The following is a 23,613-nucleotide window of genomic DNA, read 5'->3' as shown; positions in this document are numbered from 1 at the left end:
TCAAGGCGGCGTCCTGCGACCTCCTGCGCCAGGGCTTCAGGCGGGTGGCAGCCGCAGCACGAAGCTCGCGCCCGGGCCCTCCTGGGGAGACGTCACGGACAGGTCGCCGCCGTGGGCGCGGGCAATCTGGCGGGAGATGTAGAGCCCCAGGCCCAGGCTGGCGCGGGCGTGCTCGCCGGTGGCGCGCTCGAAGCGCTCGAAGATGCGCTCGTGCGCCCCGCGGGGGATGCCCGGGCCCCAGTCCCGCACGTACAGGAGGGAGGCGCCGTCCGCGGACTCCACGGTGACCTCTACCGGCTGGCCGGCCGCGTACTTCATGGCGTTGGAGAGCAGGTTCATCAGCACCTGCTCGATGCGGGAGCGGTCCGCGTGGGCGAGCACTGGCGCGTCCGCGTGGACCACCGCCGCGCAGCCGGCGGCGGCCAGCGCGTCCTCCATGCGCGCCACCAGCCGGTGCGCCAGCGCGGACAGGTCCACCTGCTCGCGCTCCAGCTCCAGGCGCCCGGTGCTGATGCGCGCCACGTCGAACAGGTGGGTGACCAGGTGGCCCAGCCGCTCCGCCTGCCGCAGCGCGCTGCCCAGGCCCTGCCGCAGCCGCTCCGGGGGAACGGGCGTGTCCCGCTGCGCCGCCCGGTGCAGCGACGTGAGCTGGAGCTGGAGCGCGGACAGGGGCGTGCGCAGCTCGTGCGTGGCGATGGCCACGAACTCGTCTCGCGCCGTCACCGCCCCTTCCGCCTCCCGGTACAGCCAGGCGTTGTCCACCGCGAGCGCCGCGCGCGACGCCACGTCCTCCAGGAAGGCCAGGTCCGCCGCGCGGTAGCGCCGGGACGGGTCCTGGGAGACGGCGCAGACGACCCCCAGCGTGCGCCCGCGCGCCACCAGCGGGACAATCATCAGCGAGCGCGGCGCCAGCGCCTCCAGGTGCTTGCGGTGCTCGGGGCTCACCGACAGGGCGTCCAGCCACGCGGCGTCCAGCTCGGAGGCGAGCTCCGACTGCCCCGTCTCCATCACCCGGCGCAGCGGGGTGCGCAGGCCGGACGGCGGAGGGTAGCGCACGGCCTTCGCCAGCAGCTCCTGGGTCCGGGCATCGCCGGCCAGCGCCTCCACGCGCTCCAGCTGGTCGCCGTCTCCCGTCAGCACGTCCACGGTGCAGTAGTCCGCCAGGGGCCCCACCAGCACCCGCGCCACGGTGCGCAGCGTGGTGCGCCAGTCCAGCGACGAGGACAGCCGGGCGGTGACGTCCGCGAGGAAGCGCAGCCGCTCCTGCTCCCGCTGCTGCTCCGTCACCTCCCGCACCGTGCCGCCCACGCCGAGCAGCTCCCCGCCCATGTGCACCGGGAACCAGGTGGCATGGAAGTAGCGCGGCTCGCCGGGGCGCGGGTCCTGGAGGCGCTCGTCCACCACCGTCTCGCCCGTGCGCAGCACCTGCCGCAGCACCTCCTCGAGCCCCACCGAGTGGGGGCCCATCACCTGCGTGGGGGTGCGGCGCAGGTGCGCCTCCGGCGGCACCTCGTTCATTGCGGCCAGCACCGGGTTGATGTGCACGTAGCGCAGCTCCCGGTCGAGGAAGGCCATGCCCACCGGCGACTCGGAGAGGAACGCGTCCAGCAGCGCCAGGGAAGCGTCGCGGGCCCGGAGCGCCTCCCGGGCCTCGCGGTAGACGCGGGCGCTGTCCAGCGCGCGAGCCGCGCGGCGGGCAAACTCCTCCGCGAAGGCCAGGTCCCGCTCGCTGTAGCGCCGCGCGAGCGAGGTGGAGATGAGGGTGATGAGGCCGAAGCGCCGGCTGCCCACCACCAGGGGCACCGCGAGCATGGAGCGCGGGGCCAGCTCGCTCATCAGCCGGAAGTGCTCTGGAGAGCGCGAGTGGGAGGCGAGCCACTCGGGAGTGATGTCGGGCACCAGCAGCGACTGCCCGCTGACGATGGCCCGCGCCATGACGGTGTCCGCGTCCAGCCGGGCCGCGTAGGGCAGCGCCTGGTCCAGCAGCGCCTGGCGGGCGGCGTCCCGGGCGACGAGGACCAGGCGGTGGAGGGCCCCGTCTTCCCCCAGCAGGTCCACCAGGCAGTAGTCCGCCCACTCGCGCGTGGCCAGCCGTGCCACCGCCTTGAGCGTCGTCTCCCAGTCCAGCGACTCGCTCAGCAGGCGGCTGGCCTCGGAGATGAAGGCCTCCGCGCGCTCGGCCACCTTGCGCGCGGTGATGTCCACGTCGACGGACACCGCGCCCAGCAGCGCCCCGTCCGCGCCATACAGCGGCGCCGCGGAGTTGAGGATGGTGCGCCGCGCGCCGTCGAAGGCGACGATGTCCAGCTCCTGGTTGAGCACCGTCTCCCGCTTCAGCAGCGCGCGCGCCATGCCCCACTCGTGCGCTTCCAGCCGCCGGCCCGTCTCCGGCCACCAGGCCTCGTAGCGGCCGTACTGGGAGATTTCCCCCACCAGCGGCGGCTGGGTCCCCCAGATGGCGACCGCGGCCGCGTTCGCCTCCAGCAGCCGCCCGTGGCGGTCCGCCAGGAAGACGCCCACCGGCAGCAGCCGCAGCACGGCCCGCAGCCACTCCCGCTCGTCGGAAGGGGAGGCTTCGGTGGCGGACAGGGGTGGCTCGGACATGCGGAGGCCGCGGGGCAGGGGACTACCTTGGGACCTGGCATCCTCCCTGACAACCCGTCCGGGAGGAGAATCGTCGGCGGCTGGATTTGCGCGATTGTCCGGGAGTTGCCGGCGGCCGGCAGTCAGGGTGGGCTTGATTTCAGGGGCGTGGCCGGGGCGTCATCCGGGCCCCTTCAACGACTTCGGGAGCCGGTGGGCTGATGGCGATTGCGTGCGTGGTGTTGGACTTCGACGGAACCTTCACGGACGTGGCGGCGGAGAGCGCGCCCTTCCTCCAGCACTTCCGCCAGGGGCTGGCGCGGGTGGTGGGAGAGAACCTCGAGGTCGCCTGGGAGGAGGAGGTCGCCGCGCTGCGCGCGGGGGCGGACGCGCTGGGGTGGGATTTGGGCGGCCGGGTGGTGGCGCCGGCGACGGCGGACCCGTACCTGACGGCGACGTGCGCGGCGCACCGGCTGCTGCAGCGCTTCGGGCAGGGGGCGGACGAGGCCCGGCGCTCGGAGGCGGTGCAGGGGCTGTACCGCGAGGCGTACGCGTACTCCGCCACGGCCTTCAAGCCAGAGGCGAAGGAGGTGCTGGAGGCGCTGCTGGCCACGGGGCTGCCGGTGACGGTGGTGACCAACGCGCACACGGACCTGGTGGAGAAGAAGCTGGACGAGCTGGCGCCGAAGGGGCGCGAGCGGCTCAAGGTCTCCGGGGACGCGCGCAAGTTCCTGCTGGACGCGCCGGACGCTCCGGACGCGCGCTTCGCCTCGGTGCCGGAGACGCAGACGCTGGACGGGGTGCTGCGCCGGCCCATCTACCTGCGCCGGGGCCGCTACTTCGAGGCCCTCAAGCGCGTGTGGGACGCCACCGGCACCCGGCCGGAGCAGACGCTGGTGGCCGGCGACATCTACGAGCTGGACCTGGCCCTGCCGGCCGCCCTGGGCGCGCACGTGCAGCTGGTGGCCCGGGACAACGTGCTGCCCTACGAGCTGAAGGCCATGGAGCTCTTGGGCCCCCGGGGCGGGGTGGACAGGAGCCTGCGCGCCCTGCTGCCGCGCCTGCGCTGAGACCTGGCCTCCCGCGCGCCGCGAAACCCCCGGCCGATATCCCGGCCGGGGTGGGGCGTTGACTACGACGTTCGTCGTATTTCCATTGCCTCTGTCTACGACGCCCGTCGTAGAGTCGCGGCCGGGAGAACGTCATGCGCCTGTCCCTGTCCCTGTTGCTCCTCGCGGTGCTCTCGCTGTCCGCCTGTGCGGCGCGGCCGCGGGCGCCGGAGGTGGAGCAGGCGTCCCGCCAGGAGTTCCCCTTCGTCCGGCTGCCGTCGAAGCCCCGGGACTGCGCCTTCGAGGTGTTCGAGGAGCGGCAGCCCCCGCGGCCCTACACGGTGGTGGGGGTGCTGCCGGTGAGCGTCAACATGTGGCTGAGCCCGAAGAGGCGGAAGGCGCTCCTGCGGGACACGGCGTGCCGGTCCGGCTCGGACGCGGTGCTGCTGCCCAAGCCGGCGGAGCGGACGGTGGGCGACATCCAGGTGCGTGAGTACCAGGCCGTCTTCGTCGCCTGGTCGGACGGAAGCGCGCCCGTGGTCGAGGCGCCGCCCGCGTCCGCGCCCGACGAGGACGTCGTCGTGGTGCCCATCGGCGAGGAGTTCCTGGGCGACACGGAGGGCACGCAGGTGCGCCCGGTGTCGCCCGAGGACGACGCCTACTGGGAGTAGCCCGAAAAGACGAAGCCCCGCCTCCCGGTGAAGGGAGTGCGGGGCCGTGTCACGCCAGCGCGGGGGATGCCTTAGACCTTGGCGCCCGGGGTGGGCTGGAAGACCTCGTTGAACTCGCTGATGGCCTTGTTCAGCGTGGCCTTGATGTCATTGGTCAGCTCGCGCTTGGACTGGATGTCCTTCGCGATGCTCGGGTGCTTCCCGTCCGCGAACTCCAGGAACTCACGCATCCAGCGCACCACGTCGGACACCGGGATGTCGCGAATCCAGCCGCGCTTCTTGGGGTCCTCGCGGTTGGTGGCGGCGTACAGCTGCATGACCTGGCGCTCGACGGGGAGGGGCTCGTACTGGCCCTGCTTCAGCACCTCCACCATGCGCGCGCCGCGGGCCAGCGTCTCCTGGGTGGCCTTGTCCAGGTCCGAGCCGAACTGGGCGAAGGCCGCCAGCTCGCGGTACTGGGCGAGGTCCAGCTTCATGGTGCCGGCCACCTGCTTCATGGCCTTGATCTGCGCGGCGGAGCCGACGCGGGACACCGACAGACCGACGTTGATGGCGGGGCGGACGCCGGCGAAGAAGAGGTCCGTCTCGAGGAAGATCTGCCCGTCGGTAATCGAGATGACGTTCGTCGGGATGTACGCGGACACGTCACCGGCCTGCGTCTCGATGATGGGGAGCGCGGTCAGCGAGCCGGCGCCCTCCTCGTCGGACAGCTTGGCGGCGCGCTCCAGCAGGCGGCTGTGCACGTAGAACACGTCGCCGGGGTACGCCTCACGGCCGGGCGGGCGGCGCAGCAGCAGCGACAGCTGGCGGTACGCCACGGCCTGCTTGGACAGGTCGTCGTACACGATGAGCGCGTGCATCTTGTTGTCGCGGAAGTACTCGCCCATGGCCACGCCGGCGTACGGCGCGAAGAACTGCATGGGCGCCGGGTCGGACGCGTTGGCGGCCACCACCGTGGTGAACTCCATGGCGCCGAAGCGGTTCAGCTTCTCCACCACCTGGGCCACCGTGGACTGCTTCTGGCCGATGGCGACGTAGATGCAGTAAACGCCCAGGCCCTTCTGGTTGATGATGGTGTCGATGGCGACGGCCGTCTTGCCCGTCTGGCGGTCACCGATGATGAGCTCGCGCTGACCGCGGCCCACCGGCACCAGCGCGTCCAGGGCCTTGATGCCCGTCTGCAGCGGCTCGTGCACGCTCTTGCGCTTCACGATGCCGGGCGCCTTCACCTCCAGGCGGCGCACCTCGGTGCCCACGATGGGGCCCTTGCCGTCCAGGGGCTTGCCGAGCGGGTCCACCACGCGGCCCAGCAGCGCCTTGCCCACCGGCACGGAGGCAATCTGCTGCGTGCGCTTGACGACGTCGCCCTCACGGATGGCCTGGAAGTCGCCCATGATGGCGACGCCCACGTTGTCCTCTTCCAGGTTCAGCACGAGGCCCTGCACGCCGTTGGAGAACTCCACCAGCTCGCCGGCGAGCGCGCCCTCGAGGCCGTAGATGCGCGCGATACCGTCACCGACGGACAGCACGGTGCCCGTCTCCGCGACGGTGACCTTCTTGCCGTAATCCTTGATCTGCTCCCGGATGATTCTGCTGATCTCGTCGGCGCGGATTTCCATGGGCGTTTCGCGTCCTTGCACAGGGGCGGCCCTGATGTGGGGAAGGCCGCCGAAAGCTAGAAGTCCGGGCCCCTTACCATGCACACCCCCCCGCTGCAATGCGCACGGAACGCCGCGCGCCCCGAGGGGTTGATGGGGCCGGTAAGGACGGGACAGCCCGGCCCCGGGGATTCTTCCGGAGGGTGCTGCCTTGCCTCTGCGTGAAGGTGCCCTGCTTCTGCCGGGCATCAGCGGCGCGGCCCACCCGGGCGCCGCTGCCTCGTCGGGGGGCGGCCAGGCGGCGGGGCCGGGCCCTCAGCCGGCGCTGGCCTCGCGCGGGAGCCACACGATGAAGCGCACGCCGCCGCCGGTGCGCGACTCGACGTGGAGCCGGCCGCCGTGGGCCAGGGCAATCTGCCGGGCGATGTAGAGCCCCAGCCCCAGCCCGTCCGGGCTGGAGGGGCGGCCCTGGCGGAAGGGCTCGAAGAGGGCCGCGTGCTCCTCGGCCGGCACCACCAGCCCGTCGTGGTGCACCGAGAGCGTGACACCCCCCACCACGCCCGCCAGCTTCACCGCCACCGGTGCGTCCTCGGGGCCGTGCTGGAGGACGCTGCCCAGCAGGTTGTCCGCCAGCTGTGCCAGCCGGGGCGCGTCCCACTGGCCGCGGAGGTCTCCCTCCGTCTCCAGCAGGAGGGTGCGCCCGGGGTGCGCCAGCCTGCGCTCCTCCACCACCCGCCGCACCACCGAGTCCAGCACGCCCGGCTCCGGCCGCACCGCCAGCCCGCCGGACAGCCGCGCCCGGGTGAAGTCCACCAGCTCGTGGATCATCCGCTCCATGCGCCGCGCCGCCTGGGCCATGTGGCCCACCAGCCGCCGCTGGGACTCCTCCAGCCCGCCCAGCCGCTGCAGCGCCCCGGTGCCCAGCTGAATCGACTGGAGGGGCGTGCGCAGCTCCGTGCCGATGACGCCCAGGAACTGGTCCCTGAAGTGCTCGACGCGCGCCGCGCGCTCCTCGGCCGCCTTGCGGCTGCTGATGTCCCAGACGCCCGCCAGCCGCACCTGCCGGCCCTCCCACGTCACGGTGCGCCCCAGCACCTCCAGGGGGAGGCGCTGGCCATCGGCCCGCACGCACACCACCTCATAAGGGGTCTCCACGCCGCGGCTCATCACCGCCGCCACCATGGCGCGGAACTCCGGCGCCACCCAGTCGGTGAGGCGGCGGCCGATCAGCTCCGCCACCGACGCGTGCCCCATCAGCGTCGCCAGCGCGCGGTTGGCGTCGAGGACGATGCCGCCCTCGTGCAGGAAGTACCCGTCGCAGGACACGTCCGCGAGCCCGCGCATGTGCGCCTCGCGCTCGCGCAGCCGCTGCGCCTCGTGCACGCGCTCCGTCTCGTCGCGTACCCACAGCACCACGCCGGCCAGCACGCCGCCCTGGAGCGCGGGGGACGTGCCCACCCGCAGGTGGCGCTCGCGCCCCGAGGACTCCAGCGGGCCCGACACCGGCGCCTCCACCACGTCCTCGCCCGCCAGCGCCCGGGCCAGCAGGGGGAACAGCACCGGCGCCACCTGGGGCCACAGCTCCCCCAGGGGCCGCCCCAGGTGCGCGTGCGCGGACATGCCGGACAGCGCCGCCAGGGCTGCATTCACCCACACCGGCCTCAGCTCCCGGTCCAGGAAGGCCACGCCACAACCTGCCGCGTTGAGCATCGCGCCAAGGAAGGGCCTCGCTTCCTCGGGCATCGCCACGGCGGGCGCGCCTTCAGGAAGCCGGTGGAACAGGGACTGCGGCATGTTCAGGTCGTCCGGAAAACGCGGGCTTGTCCCGCGTCAGCCGTGAGTATACCCCTTCCCAGGGCCCGCTGGAAATACCGGTTAGCCCTGGACTGCGGGGTGAGAAGACGACCTGGAAAGTTGGCTGCCCGACGGGCGGCCAGACGTCAGCGCTGCTTCAGGGCGCGGCGCATCTCTTCCAACTGGGTGCGGAGGCTGCCGTCATAGAGGAGGCTGCCCACCTGGGCGGAGACGCCGCCGAGGATGGACGGGTCCACGCGCGTCTCCAGGATGACGTTGCGCTGGGTGAGCTGCTGCAGCGTGTGCTGGAGGGTGGCCAGGGTGTCCGCGGGGAGCTTCGCGGCGCTGGTGACGTGGCCCCGGACGCGGCCGGCACGGGCATCCGCCATGTCGCCGAAGAGGCGGGCGATGTCCGGCAGGTAGTTGAGCCGGTTGCGGTCCACCAGCAGGTGCAGGGTGCTGTCCAGCAGCGGCTCCACGCCGCCGGGGAGCGCCTTCATGACGCCCTCCACCACCTGCCTGCGCTGGGTGCGGCTGTAGATGGGGTTGAGGAGCACATCCGTCAGCTCGGGGTTCTTCGCGAAGATGCTGGCGAAGGCGGTGAGCTGCTCGGCGACGGCATCGATGCGGCCGGCCTCCGAGGCGACATCGAGGAGCGCACGGGCGTAGCGGCGGGCGATGGACACGTTCACCATGACGGCCGCGCCCTTAGCATGGTGCCCCGCCCCGGGCAACGACTGTGGCGCCCCCGGGCGCCCCCGGGGCTCCGGAGCGCGTCCGGGGCTGCCCGCCAGGCCGGCCTGGAGGGTGGGTAGGGGCCGGTTCCACGCAGGGTGTGGGGAGAGGGGGCTTGGCGAGGTGGCCGTAACACCCGTACCGTGGTGTCCTGAACGCCCCCATGCACGACCCCGTCATCGGCATCGACCTGGGTACCACCAATAGCGCCGTGGCGACCGTCGAGGACGGACGTCCGCGGCTCATCCCCTCACGCGCGGGCGGGCGGCTGACGCCGTCCGTCGTCGGCGTCACGAAGGCCGGCGAGCGCGTCGTGGGGCAGGCTGCCCAGGCCCTGGCGGAGGAACACCCGGACGCGGTCGTCTGGGCCACCAAGCGCTTCCTGGGCCGACGCTACACGCCGGAGCTGCTCCAGCAGGCGAAGGCGATGGTGCCCTATCCATTGGTGGCCGGCCCCGCGGGCGACGTGCGCGTGAAGCTGGCCGGCCGCGTGCTGCCCGTCACCCAGGTGTCCGCGATGATTCTGGGCGAGCTGGCCCTGGATGCGCAGGCGCACTTCGGCCGCACCGTCACCAAGTGCGTGATTACGGTCCCCGCCAACTTCGACGACAACCAGCGCCAGGCCACGCGCGAGGCGGCGACCATCGCCGGGCTGGACGTGGTGCGCCTGGTGAACGAGCCCACCGCGGCGGCGCTGGCCTACGGCCTGTCCCGCGGCTTCGAGGGCAACGCGCTGGTCTTCGACCTGGGCGGCGGCACGTTCGACGTGTCGATTCTGGAGGTGAAGGCCGGCGTCTTCGAGGTGCGCGCCACCGGCGGAGACCCGCGGCTGGGCGGCGAGGACTTCGACCAGCGCATCGTCCAGTGGCTGCTGGCGCAGGTGGACGATGAGCTGCGGCACGTGGTGTCGCAGGACGCGCAGAGCCTGCGCCGCCTGAAGGTCGCCGCCGAGGCCGCCAAGCGCGAGCTGACCGAGGCCGACGAGGCGAGCATCTCCGTCACCGGGCTGGGAGACCACGCCACGCAGGGCCGCCGCTTCGCGGAGCTGGAGACGGTGCTCACGCGCTCCTTCTTCGAGACGCTCTCCGAGCCGCTGTCGCGCCGCTGCATGGAGGTGTGCCAGGGCGTGATGCGCGAGGCGAAGATGGACCCGCGCTCGGTGGACGTGGTGCTGCTGGTGGGCGGCATGACGCGCGTGCCGCTGGTGCGCCGGCTGGTGGCGGACTTCTTCGGCCGCGCGCCGTCCACGGACGTGCACCCGGACGAGGCCGTGGCGCTGGGCGCGGCGGTGCAGGCGGACGAGCTGCTGCGCCAGTCCGGCCAGGCGCTGCTGTTGGACGTGGCCAGCCAGAGCCTGGGCGTGGGCGTGCTGGGCGGGCGCGTGAAGCGGCTCATCGCGAAGAACACGGGCGTGCCGGTGGTGGCGCGCGACATCTTCTTCCCCGGCACCGCCGGCCAGGCCGAGGCGCGCATCCCCGTGTACCAGGGGGAGAGCGAGTTCCAGGACGAGAACCACAAGCTGGGCGAGGTGGTGCTGAGGAACCTGCACGTGGCCGCGCGCGGAGAGACGCCCCTGGAGGTGGTGTTCGAGCTGTCCAGCGAGGCCATCCTCGCGGTGAAGGCCACGGACCTCACCACCGGCAACATGGAGACGGTGCGCCTGGAGGCGCGGCCGGGCCTGCCGCAGGGCGAGGCGGAGAAGCTGGGCGCGGAGCAGGCGCACTACGCGCAGTCGCAGGGCGTGGTGGACGCGAAGCGCGCGGAGGAGCTGTTCCGCAAGCTGCTGGAGCGCGGCGAGAAGCTGGCGCGGCTGCTCCAGAAGAGCGCCCAGGAGAACCCCAGCCCCGAGGCCCAGGCCGCGGTGGGCACCGTGCAGCAGCTGCTCGACGGCGGGCGCACCGCGCTCAAGAGCGGTGACGCCGCGCAGTGCGCCGCGATTGCCCGCCAGCTCACGCAACTGCTGTCCGGCCGCCAGGAGCCCCGCGCCTGAGCGTCCAGCCCCCAACGCTGGCCCGAGGGGCCGGTGGTCGCATCCCCTCCTTCCTCCTATCCGTGGACCCATGAACACCCCCACCTCCGCCGCGCGCGACACCGTGTTCGTGGTGGACGACTCCCGCACCGCCCGCGAGGTGGTCCGCCTGCACCTGGCGCGGCTGGGCTGCGAGGCCGTGGCGCTGGACGGCGGCGAGGCGTGCCTGGCCGAGCTGACGCGCCGCACCCCCGCGCTCATCCTCATGGACCTGCGCATGGAGCGCATGCAGGGCGACGAGGTGTGCCGGCGGGTGAAGGCCCACCCGGCGGGCCGCAACGTGCCCGTCATCATGTTCACCTCCGCCGGCGAGCCGCACGAGGTGATGCACTGCTGGCGCGCGGGCGCGGACGACTTCCTGCCCAAGCCGGTGGCGCAGGAGGCCCTGGAGGCGAAGCTCTCCGCGGTGCGCGCCGCCCGGGAGCGGGCGCGCGAGGGCGTGCCGCGCGGGCGCCGCGTGCTGCTGGTGGAGGGCGGGCGCTTCCTGCACACCTTCCTCGGCGGCGCGCTGGAGCAGGAGGGGCTGCACGTCCTCTACGCGCGGGACGCCGAGGACGCCGCGAGGCTGGCGGGCGAGCACGGCGCGCAGCTGGACGGCTTCGTGGTGGACGTGTCCCGCGCCCCCCGCGAGGCGCTGGCGCTGGCGTCGAAGCTGCGCGAGGTGCACGCGCGCAAGCCGCTGGTGCTGCTGTCGCGCGCGGAGGAGTCCGCCGACGTGCTGGCCCGCGCGCAGTCGCTGGCGGGCGCGCCCCTGCTGGAGAAGCGCCACCTGGGCGCGGACGAGCTGCTGGGCCGCGTGCTGGCGCGGCTGGTGCCGGGGCTCAACCCGCTGCGCGCCGCGGAGCGCGTGCCCTTCTTCACGGTGGTGGAGTTCTCGTCGGCCGGCGGCGCCACGCTGTCCGGCTTCAGCCATGACGCCAGCCCGGAGGCCCTCTTCGTGCGCACGCTGACGCCCGCGCGCGAGGGCGCCCGGCTGTCCTTGAAGGTCCTGCTCGCCGGCCAGCGCACGCCCTGCCTCGCCGAGGCGACGGTGGCCTGGTCCAACCCGCCGCGCCCCCCGGGCCCCTTCCGTGCACCGGCCGGCATGGGCCTGCGGCTGGAGCGCATGGACGCGTCGCTCACCCAGCAGTTCGTCCGCTTCGTCCCGCGGACCCTCGGTTTTCCGCTCTCGGGTTCCCCTCGCGTCTCAGGTTTCTGAGAGACCCCCGGGCCCGCAAACCCCTGGAAGTTCCGGCACCTGGGAGTGGGCCAACCCCTGGCATGAGGGTGGCAGAAGCCCCGCCGCGCCGCTGGCATGGCCCGGGTCATCCGTCCCGGACGCCGCCGGTGGGGCTGACGATTCCGAGGGAGGGTCTATGCAGCAGTGGAAACGCTATGGGTGGCTGGGGCTGGCGGTGGCGGCGGCGGGCTGCGGTGGCTCGGAGAAGACTCCGGAGGTGACGAACGAGCCGGTGCAGCAGGCGGCCCGGCTGGAGTCCTTCGAGCACTGCGGGGCGCTCGAGCAGCACATCGAGGACAACGCCACGCGGCAGATGCGCGTGTCGCTGGAGTCCCTCAAGGACACCGGCGATGGCTGGTTCGGCGGCCCCGGGCGGGGCGGCGGGGTGATGGACGGCGCGCCGCCGACGGCCGAGCCCCAGGAGGACGCGGCCGGGGGCGGCAGCAGCGGCCCGAACGACCACACCGGCACCAACAACCAGGTGGAGGGCGTGCACGAGGCGGACTTCGTGCAGAACGACGGCACGCGCATCTTCGTGTTGTCCGGGCCCCGCCTCTACATCCATCGCTCGTGGCCGGCGGAGCAACTGGCGCGGACGGCCGCATTGGAAGTCGAGGGCTGGCCGCGGGAGATGCTGCTGGACGCGGAGCGCAACCGGCTGGTCATCACCTCGCAGGTGTACGAGGAGCGGCCCGGCCGGCCCTCGGTGTGGGGCGGCCGCATCGGCGGGGGCGCGATGCCCGCCATCGACTGTGCCGGGTTCCGCTGCGGCTACATGTACGGCGACACCCTGAAGGTGACGGTGGTGGACGTGGCCAACTCGGCCGCGCCCCGCGTGGTGGAGCAGGTGTACGTGCCGGGCGGCTACCTGAGCGCGCGGCGCGTGGAGGGCGCGGTGCGGCTGGTGATGTCCGACCAGTTCCGCTGGCCGGAGGGCATCCGCTTCTCCCCCGAGTACTCGCGCGAGCTGTACGAGGACAAGGACAAGCTGGCGGAGGCGGTGGACGCGCTCATCCGTGAGAACGAGAAGCTCATCCGCGGCCAGTCGCTGGACGAGTGGCTGTCGCCCGGCCGCCACGTGGACGCGGCGGGGAAGGTGACGTCGCTGGGGTACGGGTGCTCGGACTTCTACCGCACCAACGCGCCCACGGGGCTGGGCTTCGTGACGGTGCTGTCCCTGAACCTGGACGCGGGCGAGGGCGCCACGCCCCCGAGCCGCACCAGCATCGTGACGGCGCCGGGCGAGGTGTACGCCTCCCCCGAGTCGCTCTACCTGGCGACGAACCACTGGTGGTGGCATCAGGAGCTCGGGCAGAAGAACCACGTCTACCTGCACAAGTTCGACATCCGAGACCCGAGCCGCGCCGCCTACGTGGGCAGCGGCACGGTGGAGGGGCACCTCTCCAACCAGTTCGCCATGGACGAGCACGAGGGCGTGCTGCGGGTGGCGACCACCGTGAGCACCCAGGTCATGGACCTCAGGGACCCGCGGTGGACGACCACCGAGACGACCAGCCGCGTGTCCACCCTGGGCGAGGAGGGCGGGCGGCTGGTGGAGCTGGGCCGCAGCGAGGACCTGGCGAAGGGCGAGCGCATCTTCAGCGTGCGCTTCGTGGGCAAGAAGGGCTACGTCGTCACCTTCCGGCAGACGGACCCGCTCTTCACCTTCGACCTGAGCGACCCGGCGAACCCGCGCAAGGTGGGGGAGCTGAAGATTCCGGGCTTCTCCACGTACATCCACCCGGTGGGTGACACGCACCTGCTCACCCTGGGCGAGCACCGGGACGACACCGGCACCTGGCAGAGCCGCGCCCTCAAGCTGTCGATGTTCGACGTGAGCGACCTGGCCAACCCGCGCGAGACGTTCACCCACCTCCTCGGCTCGAACAGCAGCGGGAGCGAGGCCCTGTACGAGCACAAGGCCTTCAACTACTTCCCGGCCAAGGGCCTGCTGGCGGTGCCCTTCACGGACTGGAACTACAACGCCACCGACTACTGGAGCGGCTTCCGCAGCGAGCTGCGCGTGTTCCGCGTGGACACCGCCACCGGCTTCACCCCGGTGGGCGCCGTCTCCATGAGGGACGTGTACCAGACGTTCAACTACCACAACTGGAGCTGGTACTGGACGCCCTCGGTGCGCCGCAGCGTCATGGCGGACGACTTCGTCTATGCCATCACCGACGGCGGCCTGCGCGTGGCGCACGTGAATGCGCTGCAGACGCCGGTGGCCACCTCGCTCTTCATGCCCCCGGTGGCTCCATGACGGGGAGCCTCCCCTGGCTGGCCGCCACGCTGCTCTTCGTGGGCGTGGTGGGCTGCGGCGCGCACGGCTCACGCGAGGAGGCGCCGACGCCCTACGAGACGGAGCGGGCCGCCTCGGAGGACCCCCGGCTTCCAGAGGGGGCCCGCCGCACGCTGGACCTGCGCGAGCTGCCCGGGGACTGTGAAGTCCAGGCCACCTGCGGCGGGCTGGTGGGCGTGGACTGCGACTCCGCGGCGGACGGGCCGTACTACTACGTGGAGGCGTCCTCGGGGCGCATCCTCGAGTACTGCGGCGGGGCCTGCATGGGAGGCTCCTCTCCGGACAGCCCGCTCTGCCGGAACTGCCCGGCAATCGGGTGGACGTGCGGGCACTAGCGTCACGGGTGTGAAACCGCCCTCCCCGGTCAGCCCGGGGAGCGGCGGAGCGTCACTCGTCGGGAGCGCATTCCGCACGGGAAGGCGCTATAGGCGCGCCTCCCATGTCCACCGACGTCATGCCGCCCCAGCAGGTCGAGAAGCCCTACCGCACGGAGCTCCGGGAGCTGAGCCGGCTGGCGCTGCCCATCGCCATTGCCCAGGGCGGGCAGGCGCTCATGGGCCTGGTGGACACGCTGGTGGTGGGGCGGGCCGGGACGTCCGCACTGGCGTCGGTGGGCTTGGGCAACGGCCTGTTCTTCGCCGTCAGCGGCTTCGGCATGGGGCTGATGATGGGCTTCGACCCGCTGCTGTCCCAGGCGATTGGCGCGCGCAACTTCGCGCGGGCGCGGGCGCTGCTGTGGCAGGGCGGGTGGATGTCGCTGTTCGCCGGCCTGGTGCTGGCCGCCGTGCTGCTGCTGTCTCCGGCCCTGCTGCCGCTGGCGGGAATCGGCCCCGCGGAAGTCGCTGGGGCGACCGACTACCTGATATGGCGCGCGCCCAGCCTGCCGCTGATGCTGGCATTCCTGACGATGCGCTCGTACCTCCAGTCCACGGCCTTCACCCGGCCGCTGGTGGTGGCCACGGTGGCGGCCAACGTCCTGAACCTGGGCGCGGACATCCTGCTGGTGTTCGGCGGCCAGGTGCTGCCGGCGTACTTCGGGCCGGTGCGTGACGTGATTCCGGCCATGGGCGTGGCGGGCTCGGCGCTGGCCACGTCGCTGTGCACGGCGCTGCAGCTGGGCATCGTGCTGGCGGCGGTGCGCAAGCGGGGGCTGGAGGGCGCGGGGACGCGGCCGACGCGGATGCCGGTGTGGCCGGACCTGAGGCAGGCGGCGGCGCTGGGTCTGCCCATCGGCCTGCACATCGCCGCGGAGATTGGCGTGTTCGCGGGCGCGGGCGTGCTGGCGGGGGGCCTGGGGCCCGCGAGCGTGGGCGCGCACCAGATTGCCATCTCCTTCGCGAGCGTCACCTTCACGGTGGCCATGGGCATCGGCAACGCGGGCAGCGTGCGGGTGGGCTGGGCGGTGGGGGCCCACGACACGCCCCGGGCGCGGCTGGCGGGCTTCACGGCCTTCGCGGGCGGGGCGGCCTTCATGGCGCTGGGGGCGCTGGTGTTCGCGCTCTTCCCCGAGGCGCTCGCGAGGCTGGCGGGCGCGCCAGCGGACGTGCTGCCGCTGGTGGTGCCGCTGCTGATGGTGAGCGCGGTGTTCCAGGTGTTCGACGGCGTGCAGGGGGTGGGCGCGGGCGTGCTGCGCGGCGCGGGGGACACGCGCTTCACCTTCCTGGCCAACATGGTGGGCCACTACGCCATCGGCCTGCCGCTGACGCTGCTCCTGGGCTTCAAGCTGGGCCTGGGCGTGGTGGGCATCTGGTGGGGCCTGTGCGCGGGCCTTGTCGCCGTGGCGGTGGCGCTGCTGTGGCGCTTCCACCGCCTGAGCGCCGGGACGCTGCGCCCGCTGGAGGCGTAGGCGCCCGGCGCGGGCCCGGCCCTCACCAGGGCAGGTACTGCTGAATCATCTGCCGCCACACGGGCCAGTCGTGGGTGCCGTCCTGCCACACGGCGAGGTGGTTGCCGATGCCCTTCTTCCACATGAGGCTGGAGAGGTGCTCGTTGGAGGGGCGGCAGAAGTCGTGCTCGCCCACGGCCAGCACCATCTCCACGCGCTGCAGGGCGGACAGCTGCACGGCATCATTGAGGTTGGGCAGCCACTGCGTGCACGAGTGGAAGTACACGTCCGAGTCGTTGTGGCCGTCGAGGAACTCGTCCGTCTCGAACTTGCCGCCCATGGAGATGAGGCGGCGGAAGACGTGCGGGTGGCGCAGGCCCACGTTGTAGGAGTGGAAGCCGCCGAAGCTGCACCCGGCCAGGGTGAGGCGTCCGCCGGTGGCCCGGCTGGTGAGGAGCGGGACGACCTCGTGCAGCAGGTAGTCCTCCCACTGCTGGTGGCGGACGACGCGCTCATGCGGGTGGGCGGACTTGTTGAACCAGGACTCCTCGTCGACGGAGTCGGGGCACACCACGATGTACCGGCCGGACTGGATGCGGTCGGCGATGGCGCCGATGAGGCCGAAGTCCTCGGCCTGGTAGAAGCGGCCCCGGCTCGTGGGCAGCAGCAGCACCGGCTCACCCGAGTGGCCGAAGAGAAGCAGCTCCATGTCCCGGTGCAGGCGCTCGCTGTACCAGCGGTGGTATTCGCGGTTCATGGCGGCAACTTAACCGCGCCGCGTCAGAGACGGGGAGGGGCGTGCAACAGGGTTGCTCGGAGGGTTCGCAAGAGTGAACACCTCGCCGGCGCCGTCAGGACCTGGAGCCCGCCCCCCACGGGCGGAGGAAGGCGTCGGACTCGGCGGTGATGCGGGGCAGGGAGGCGGTCAGTTCGTGGTCGTCGTCCTCCGGGCGCAATGGACTCCCGTCGTCCGGGCTTGTTAGCCTTTGGCGTCGTGCCCGAGCGGGTTGGTACGCTCAAGGGGGGCGAGATGCCGGCAGGCCGCATGGGTGTCGCCTTCCTGGCCCTGTTGGCGGGAGGCCTGGAGTCAGGGTGTGCAACTCCCAACCCACTCATCAAGGTCATGCGCCTGCCGAATGGGATGCTCCGGGTCGATGGACCGGCCGCAGGGCCGTTCTCCGGAACGGAAGACCTGGCCGCGCAAGCATGTGAGTTGATGACCCGTCAGCCTGGAGCTTCGAGCGGTAGGCTCGGGAAGGAGTACTGCGCGCTGTGGTACTACTCGGTCGAGGAGAAGGCGTACTTCCTGAGCTACCTGTCGGACTTCGGCCGTGAAGACGCCAATGGGGTGAAGGCCTGTGAAGTACCGCTCGCGCTCAACCATGTGGCCAGCGGACAGGGCGAGACGAGGACCATCATCCTCGGCCCCGGGCACAACCACCCGCACAACCGCGAGTTCTCGCCGCAGGACATGGCAAGGCAAAGGGACGAGGGTTGGTCCCCGTTCGGGGTCTCACGCTTCCTCGACCCGGGAACGAATCGAATCTGGGAAAGAGAGTTGTTTGTCTTCTACAGAGAGCCAGACGCAACGTGCAGCTCGTTCAAGTACAACTACGCCACTCGGGGTGTGTACTCGCTGCGTGAGGGGCGCTGGCTCCTGATTGGGAGAGCCGAGGGGAAGTGGGGCACGTTCAAGCCAATCGAGGGTCGAGGATGGCAGCGTTGACAGCGGGGCAGGGGACGTCGGGTTCCAGGCGTCATCAATGCGCCTTCTTCGCGCAGAGGCTCCTGGTGGTGGTGTTGCTTGGGAGCACCATGGGTGGTTGCTCGCTTTTTGGGTACTACAAGGTCGAGAAGGCAGAGCGGCTTCCGTCGAGCGAGAGCGAAAAGGTGCCTCTGCCCGAGTCATTCGAGGGGGCCATCGACCTGAAGGGGCCTGCCGTGGCCGCGCTGGATGTCGCCATGAAGGACTTCCTTCCACCCGGGCGGAAGGTGCAATGGACGGACGGTTATCAGCCGCTGGAGGAATGCCTGTCCCGAAGGGAGACGTACGATGCGCTGGTGCTGCCATACGGGGATGGTCTCTTCTACGTGTCGTTCTCTCCCGATATCGAGCGATGTGGGCTGAAGACAGCCATCCTCGACGGTGGGGCTGAGTACGTTGTTGACGGGCGAGGCCGCATTCTTCGGGTTCGCTGAGCTTCTCGAGGGAACCATGCGAGTCGTGTTGCTGGCAGCGCTGCTTCTGCTGGGAGGCGGGTCAGGGTGCGCGACATCCGGAGCGGATCTGCGAATCCGTGTGCATGACGACCCGAATGGAGCTGTCCGGTACGAGGGGCCTACGGCGGGACCGTTCCGTGACGTCGATGAGCTCGTTGAGACTGGATGCGAGCGCATGGTGGAACACGCTGCTTCTTCCAGGGCCGAGCGCCCGCTCGGGTACTGCGCGGTCTTCTTCAGTGCGCCCGATGACGAGGGCCGGGACAGGTGGTTCATCGGTCACCTCTCGGTGCTGGAGGGAGAGCGCGGCGGCACGGAGCGGAGTTGCAGGATTCCCGTGGACCTCGTCGACCCGAAGGAAGTGGAAGTGCTTTCCCTGCTCGGGGCGAAGGGAGGGCCAGGACACTCGGGCGCATGGCGCCCCACGCATTTCGTGAACCAGGGAACCGGAACGACCTGGGAGCGTGATGTGCTGGTGTTCTCCCTGGAGGCGCCGGAGGCGTGCACCGCTTACGGGTTCATCAGCTTCAGCAGGGTCGTCACGGTGAGCCGTGGCAGTGGGTTTCATCCCATTGGAACGGTCTACAACGAGCAGGGCATCATCCAGGCACTTGCGGGAAGCGAGTAGTCAATGGAGCGCAACGCGGCTGTTTGAGCTTTGCAGAAGTGAACACCTGAAACCGAGTACGGGGCTGAAGTCCATACCGCCCCGGGGGTAGAGCGCACCCATCTCTTCAGAGATAGAGGGTAAGGGCTTGCTCTCCTTTCCCTGCGGCTTCCAGTATCCAGGCATTCCGCTCCAACATGTAACGGTTGGCAGAACAGGGGCTGGCGGGAAGTCCAACGTGAAGGCAGGCGTCTGGGGGACGCATGACGAAGGATGTCGGGAAGGACTGCGGGGGCCCTGCCGAGGCACGCGCGTCCGCCCGCGCCGTCACGGAGGAGCCTCTCGCGCACATCACTCATGAAGGTCGTGGTCACCTGCTCCGGGACCACCTCGAAGCGGTGGGTCGACTGGCCGCGATTCTGGCGCCTCGCAAGGACCTCTGCGCACCGCTGCTCGCCGCGGGGCAGTGGCATGACCTCGGCAAGTACATACGTGACTTCCAGTACAGAATCCGAACAGAGAATGGTTTCGAGGCCCACCTTGAGAAGGAGGGGGCGCTTGAACGAGACCACTCGACAGCTGGGGCCCTCTGGGCCTTGCGCCAGGATTCCAGGCTGCTGCCTGTCGCGCTCGCCATCGCCGGCCATCACGCAGGCATGCCTGACCTGGCCAAGTTCAAGGAGCGTGTCGGCAAAAAGGAGAAGGCGGCACTCCTCCAGGATGCGTTGAGTCATGGCTCCCCGACGGACCTGTTGAACGCGCCACCCGGCCTGGAGCCCGGAGCCCAGACGTCCCTGACTGCGCACCAGCTCGAGTTCTGGACGCGCATGCTCTTCTCGGCCCTCTGCGACGCCGACTTCCTCGATACCGAGGCGTTCTTCGATACGACTCGAAGCGCGGCCCGTGTGGTGCCGGTGACGCTCGACCAGCTCTCGCGTCGTCTCCGGGCTTCCCTGGACCAGAAACAGAGCGGGGCTCCCGACACCGAGGTCAACCGCGTCCGCCGGGAGGTGCTCGCCTCCGCGCTGGCTGCGGCCTCCAGCCGCCCTGGTGTCTTCAGCCTCACCGTCCCGACGGGAGGCGGCAAGACGCTCACCTCCATGGCCTTCGCGCTCGAACACGCGCGGACCCAAGGACTCCAGCGCGTCATCGTGGCCATTCCCTATACCTCCATCATCGAGCAGAGCGCCGGTGTCTACCGTGATGCCTTCGAGGGACTGGAGCACGCGGTCGTGGAGCATCACTCCGCGGTGGATCCTTCGCGGGAGACCCCGCTCAACCGCGTGGCCAGCGAGAACTGGGATGCACCGGTCATCGTCACCACCACGGTGCAGCTCCTGGAGACTCTCTTCGCCAACCGTCCGTCTGCGTGCCGCAAGCTGCACCGCATCGCCCGGAGCGTCATCGTGCTCGATGAGGCGCAGACCCTGCCTCCTCCGCTCCTGGGACCCATCCTGGATGGGCTCAAGGCGCTGGTCGATGATTACGGTTGCTCTGTGGTCATCTGCACCGCCACGCAACCCGCCTTGGGGCGGCGACCGGGGTTCGAGGAGGGGTTCTCCGAAGTGCGGGAAATCGTTCCGGCGGAGCTGCGCGCGTTCGAGCGCCTGCGCAGGGTGAAGGTCCGATGGCCGGCGAACCGCGAGCCACAACCCTACGCCGAGCTGGCGGAGCTGGTGGCTCGGGAAGAGGACGTGCTCGCGGTGGTGCACCGGCGGGATGACGCGCGAAGGCTCTGTGAGCTCGTGGACGCGCGGCTGGGGCACGGGAGGACGCTGCACCTGTCGGCGCTCATGTGTTCGAAGCACCGCTCGAAGGTCATCGCGGACATCAAGGAGCGCAAGCGGCGCGGCGAGCCGGTGCGACTGGTGGCGACCCAGCTGGTGGAGGCGGGCGTGGACCTGGACTTCGCCGTCGTCTACCGCGCGGTGGGCGGGCTGGACGCACTCGCTCAGGCGGCCGGCCGTTGCAACCGGGAGGGGCGGCTCGACGGGCTCGGCGAGCTGCGCGTCTACGAGGCTGAGACGCGGCCGCCGCCGGGCGTTCCCCGGACGGCGCAGGACATCACCCGTGGGTTGCTGGAGCAACGGCCCGACCTGGACCTGTTCGCACCGGAGAGCTTCCGCCTCTACTTCGAGCGGCTCTATGCCACCAGCGACCTTGATGCAAAGGGCATTCAATCCCTGCGTGCGAAGCTCTGCTTCGAGGACGTCGCGGCCCGCTTCCAGCTCGTCGAGGATGGCTGGAGCGCACCGTTGGTTGTTCCCTTCGAGGGGTGCGCGCCGCTCCTGGAGGAACTGCGTCGCATGGGGCCCTCTCGCGAGCGACTGCGCTCCTTGCAGCGCTTCACCGTGACGGTGCCGCGCAAGCTCCGGGAGGAGTGGCTGGCACGCGAGCTGGCCCGACTCGCCTCCGACACGGTGGCGTTCCTGGGGCCGGAGCATGGGCCTGCGTACCACCCGCGCTTCGGTCTGCTCCCGGAGCAGGTGGGATTCCTCGACCCGAGTTCGCTCATCCCCGGCTGATGACTTTCAGGAGGTGCCGATGAAGCCAGCAGCAAGCAGGCGATTCTGTGTGCGCGCGAGCGGCCCCGTGGCGTGCTTCACGAGACCCGAGATGAAGGCGGAGCGCGTCAGCTACGAGGTGATGACGCCTTCCGCCGCCCGGGGCTTGCTGGAGGCCATCCTCTGGAAGCCAGCCATTCGCTGGCATGTCCACGAGATTGCCGCGCTCGCTCCTGTGCAGTGGACGAGCTTCCGCCGCAACGAGGTGAACAGCCGCGCGGTGGTGGGGAAGTTCGACTACGCGGCGGACGCAGACAAAGAACGTGCCCAGCGCAACACGGTGGCGCTGCGCGATGTGGACTACGTCATCACCGCCTCCTTCACCCTGGTGCCGGAAAAGACCGGGCCCGAGGACAACCTGCGCAAGTTCGAGGAGATGTTCGAGCGGCGGCTGGAGAAGGGGCAGTGCTTCCACGCTCCCTATCTGGGGTGCAGGGAGTTCGCGGCCCGCGTAGAGGCTGCCACGGAGGGGTTGCGCCCCCATGAGTCCATCGAGCGTAGGCCCCTGGGGCTCATGTTCTATGACTTCGACTTCGGTGGGCCCGGCGAGGAGGTGCGCCCGCTGTTCTTCGAGGCGTTCCTGGAGAGGGGCGTGCTGCGGGTACCTCCGTGGGAGCAGGTCATTGAACGCAATGGGAGGCGCCCATGATGCTCGCGGCGCTCAACGCGTTCGCGCGTGAGCGTGGGCTCGCGGATGACCCGCTGTACGAGGTCAAGCCAGTGGACTTCCTCATCCGCATCGATGTCGAGGGAGGGTTCATCGGGCTCGAATCCACCGTGGGAGAGGGTGGCAAGGGCAAGCCCATGTCCATTCCGCGTCTTCCCCAGCGCTCGGCGAACATCGCCGCGGGCTTCTTCGCGGATTATCCCAAGTACGTCCTCGGCCACGACAAGGAGGAGTCCACCGCCCCGAAAGGATGGGCGCGGCCGACTGGAAAGAGCGCGGCCAAGCTGGATGCCTTCCTGGCGCTGGTGCAGGAAGTCACTGCCCAGGCCGACATACCGGAAGCCCGTGCGGTGGAGGCGTTCCTCAAGAACGCCTCCTCGCGCCGACGCACCCTCGCGGCCAGGGAACCCGAGGAGTGGACGGGCTCGGAGATGCTCGCATTCGTCGTCGGGGAGTCGACGACGCCGGTCCACCAGCTCTCAGGCATTCGCGCCTGGTGGGAGCAGCGCGCCGGTGCGCGGGCGGCCCTGGGGAAGACGGCGGTCTGCCTCGTCAGTGGGAAGGTCTCCACGGTGGCTGGCACGCACCCGAAGCTCAAGAACGTGCCGCAAGCCCAGTCCTCGGGCGCATCGCTGGTGTCCTTCAACGCGGGCGCTTTCGAGTCCCATGGGCTCAAGCAGGGAGACAACGCCCCCATCTCCCAGGACGTCGCGCTCGGTTACGTGCTCGCGCTCAATGACCTCCTCAGGAAGTCGGAACAGCGTCGCTACCGGCAGGGCATCCAGCTTGGTGATGACTCGGTGCTGGTGTTCTGGACGGGAAGCTCGCCCCAGCAGGAGAGCCTGCTCCTCTCCTGGATGGACCCGACAGACGAGGACCTCAAGCGGTTCCTCGAGTCGCCACTCCGAGGTCTGGAGCCTGGTGAGCTGGACGACCGCGCCTTCTACGCGGTGACGCTCGCGGGCAACTCTGGCCGTGTTGCCGTGCGCGACTGGTTCCAGTCCCGGGTCGGCGACGTGAAGCACCACATCCAGCGTTACTTCGAGGACCTGCGCATCGGCAACGCGCCCCTTGGCCCCATTCCCGTCTGGCGCCTGCTCAAGGCCGTGGAGGCCCCATCGGGGCGCGGACTCTCACCGGACCTCGCCACGCGCATGGTGGGTGCCGCGCTCCGTGGACATTCTTTTCCTCGCCAGTTGCTGACGGCGGCGCTGGACCGGCTCCGGCTGCCGCCCGCCGATGACCGTTTCGAGCGCGAGCAACTGCGCCTGCGCGTCGCGCTCATCAAGGCCACCCTTTCGCGCCTACCCCGCAGTGGGCCCGCTCCCCTGGAGGTCACCGTGTCACTGGACAAGAACAACCGGATGCCGCCGTACGTCCTGGGCCGTCTCTTCGCCGTGCTGGAGCGCCTGCAGGGCGCGGCCCTGGGCGACCTCAACACCACCATTCGTGACCGCTACTTCGGTGCCGCCTCGCGCAATCCCGCCATGGTCTTCCCCCGGCTGATCCAGTTGTCCGTGCATCACGTCGCCAAGCTGGGGAACAGCGGCAGGTGGTTGGAGCGGACCAAGAGCGAGGTGGTGGCACTGCTGCCCTCGGAGCGCTTCCCACGTGTGCTCGGTCTGGAAGACCAGGGCCTCTTCGCGGTGGGCTACTACCACCAGCGCGAGGCGTTCTTCACGAAGCGCTCGGCTCCGGAGGACGCCGCCTCCACGGGCGCCTCCGTCGTTTCCCCTGACTGAAGCCTCGT

The 23,613-nt window shown here is 70.7% G+C and carries 18 protein-coding genes; 13 read left to right on the top strand and 5 right to left on the bottom strand.

Annotated features, from left to right (window positions below):
- Nucleotides 1-36: 36 nt before the first annotated feature.
- Entirely contained in the window at nucleotides 37-2,604 is a 2,568-nt protein-coding gene (locus tag LXT23_RS22005; protein ID WP_253982185.1) for a GAF domain-containing protein, read from the bottom strand.
- Between the two features lie 200 nt (nucleotides 2,605-2,804).
- Here LXT23_RS22005 and LXT23_RS22000 point away from each other — a divergent pair, with 200 nt between their 5' ends.
- Together LXT23_RS22000 and LXT23_RS21995 are read left to right on the top strand one after the other, a co-directional pair.
- On the top strand, nucleotides 2,805-3,653 hold the full coding sequence (locus LXT23_RS22000) for an HAD family hydrolase (protein WP_253982184.1): 849 nt from the start codon (nucleotides 2,805-2,807) through the stop codon (nucleotides 3,651-3,653).
- A 134-nt stretch (nucleotides 3,654-3,787) separates the two neighbouring features.
- Nucleotides 3,788-4,303, top strand: coding sequence for a hypothetical protein (locus LXT23_RS21995; protein WP_253982183.1), 516 nt, complete (start codon nucleotides 3,788-3,790; stop codon nucleotides 4,301-4,303).
- A 71-nt stretch (nucleotides 4,304-4,374) separates the two neighbouring features.
- On the opposite strand, the gene atpA is transcribed toward LXT23_RS21995, so the two are convergent.
- From atpA to atpH, 3 genes are all read right to left on the bottom strand, one after another.
- Nucleotides 4,375-5,922, bottom strand: coding sequence for a F0F1 ATP synthase subunit alpha (atpA, locus tag LXT23_RS21990; RefSeq protein ID WP_253982182.1), 1,548 nt, complete (start codon nucleotides 5,920-5,922; stop codon nucleotides 4,375-4,377).
- Between the two features lie 294 nt (nucleotides 5,923-6,216).
- Nucleotides 6,217-7,695, bottom strand: coding sequence for a PAS domain-containing sensor histidine kinase (locus tag LXT23_RS21985; protein ID WP_253982181.1), 1,479 nt, complete (start codon nucleotides 7,693-7,695; stop codon nucleotides 6,217-6,219).
- Nucleotides 7,696-7,841: 146 nt separating this feature from the next.
- Complete coding sequence (atpH, locus tag LXT23_RS21980; protein ID WP_253982180.1) at nucleotides 7,842-8,390, bottom strand: ATP synthase F1 subunit delta; 549 nt, start codon at nucleotides 8,388-8,390, stop codon at nucleotides 7,842-7,844.
- A gap of 203 nt (nucleotides 8,391-8,593) precedes the next feature.
- On the opposite strand from atpH, the gene LXT23_RS21975 reads away from it, so the two are divergent.
- The 5 genes from LXT23_RS21975 to LXT23_RS21955 all read left to right on the top strand — a co-directional run bounded on the left by LXT23_RS21975 (nucleotide 8,594) and on the right by LXT23_RS21955 (nucleotide 15,826).
- The gene (locus LXT23_RS21975) at nucleotides 8,594-10,420 is read left to right on the top strand and encodes an Hsp70 family protein (RefSeq protein WP_253982179.1); all 1,827 of its coding nucleotides are present in this window, start codon (nucleotides 8,594-8,596) and stop codon (nucleotides 10,418-10,420) included.
- Nucleotides 10,421-10,490: 70 nt separating this feature from the next.
- Nucleotides 10,491-11,657, top strand: coding sequence for a TIGR02266 family protein (locus tag LXT23_RS21970; RefSeq protein WP_253982178.1), 1,167 nt, complete (start codon nucleotides 10,491-10,493; stop codon nucleotides 11,655-11,657).
- A 157-nt stretch (nucleotides 11,658-11,814) separates the two neighbouring features.
- Complete coding sequence (locus LXT23_RS21965) at nucleotides 11,815-13,941, top strand: beta-propeller domain-containing protein (protein ID WP_253982177.1); 2,127 nt, start codon at nucleotides 11,815-11,817, stop codon at nucleotides 13,939-13,941.
- Complete coding sequence (locus LXT23_RS21960; protein ID WP_253982176.1) at nucleotides 13,938-14,315, top strand: hypothetical protein; 378 nt, start codon at nucleotides 13,938-13,940, stop codon at nucleotides 14,313-14,315. The genes LXT23_RS21965 and LXT23_RS21960 overlap by 4 nt, the downstream gene beginning before the upstream one ends.
- A gap of 104 nt (nucleotides 14,316-14,419) precedes the next feature.
- Entirely contained in the window at nucleotides 14,420-15,826 is a 1,407-nt protein-coding gene (locus LXT23_RS21955; RefSeq protein ID WP_253982175.1) for an MATE family efflux transporter, read from the top strand.
- Nucleotides 15,827-15,848: 22 nt separating this feature from the next.
- Here the strand turns inward: LXT23_RS21955 and LXT23_RS21950 are convergent, their stop codons facing one another.
- Nucleotides 15,849-16,562 carry an esterase family protein gene (locus tag LXT23_RS21950; RefSeq protein ID WP_253982174.1) on the bottom strand — a complete coding sequence of 238 codons (714 nt, stop codon included), beginning with the start codon at nucleotides 16,560-16,562 and terminating at the stop codon, nucleotides 15,849-15,851.
- A gap of 288 nt (nucleotides 16,563-16,850) precedes the next feature.
- Between LXT23_RS21950 and LXT23_RS21945 the strand changes: the two genes are divergently transcribed.
- From LXT23_RS21945 to cas8c, 6 genes are all read left to right on the top strand, one after another.
- Nucleotides 16,851-17,531 carry a hypothetical protein gene (locus tag LXT23_RS21945; RefSeq protein ID WP_253982173.1) on the top strand — a complete coding sequence of 227 codons (681 nt, stop codon included), beginning with the start codon at nucleotides 16,851-16,853 and terminating at the stop codon, nucleotides 17,529-17,531.
- Between the two features lie 65 nt (nucleotides 17,532-17,596).
- Nucleotides 17,597-18,004, top strand: coding sequence for a hypothetical protein (locus LXT23_RS21940; RefSeq protein WP_253982172.1), 408 nt, complete (start codon nucleotides 17,597-17,599; stop codon nucleotides 18,002-18,004).
- A 16-nt stretch (nucleotides 18,005-18,020) separates the two neighbouring features.
- Nucleotides 18,021-18,653, top strand: coding sequence for a hypothetical protein (locus LXT23_RS21935; RefSeq protein ID WP_253982171.1), 633 nt, complete (start codon nucleotides 18,021-18,023; stop codon nucleotides 18,651-18,653).
- Between the two features lie 329 nt (nucleotides 18,654-18,982).
- Nucleotides 18,983-21,157 carry a CRISPR-associated endonuclease Cas3'' gene (locus tag LXT23_RS21930; protein WP_253982355.1) on the top strand — a complete coding sequence of 725 codons (2,175 nt, stop codon included), beginning with the start codon at nucleotides 18,983-18,985 and terminating at the stop codon, nucleotides 21,155-21,157.
- A 19-nt stretch (nucleotides 21,158-21,176) separates the two neighbouring features.
- Nucleotides 21,177-21,845 (top strand): type I-C CRISPR-associated protein Cas5c, encoded by a 669-nt coding sequence (gene cas5c / locus LXT23_RS21925; protein ID WP_256560965.1) that lies wholly within the window; start codon nucleotides 21,177-21,179, stop codon nucleotides 21,843-21,845.
- On the top strand, nucleotides 21,842-23,605 hold the full coding sequence (gene cas8c / locus LXT23_RS21920) for a type I-C CRISPR-associated protein Cas8c/Csd1 (RefSeq protein ID WP_253982169.1): 1,764 nt from the start codon (nucleotides 21,842-21,844) through the stop codon (nucleotides 23,603-23,605). The genes cas5c and cas8c overlap by 4 nt, the downstream gene beginning before the upstream one ends.
- Nucleotides 23,606-23,613: the final 8 nt, after the last annotated feature.

The sequence above is a fragment of the Pyxidicoccus xibeiensis genome (genome assembly GCF_024198175.1).
Classification (GTDB): domain Bacteria; phylum Myxococcota; class Myxococcia; order Myxococcales; family Myxococcaceae; genus Myxococcus; species Myxococcus xibeiensis.
Note: the sequence above shows the minus strand (reverse complement) of the source record. Positions and strands in the feature narration are given on the sequence as shown.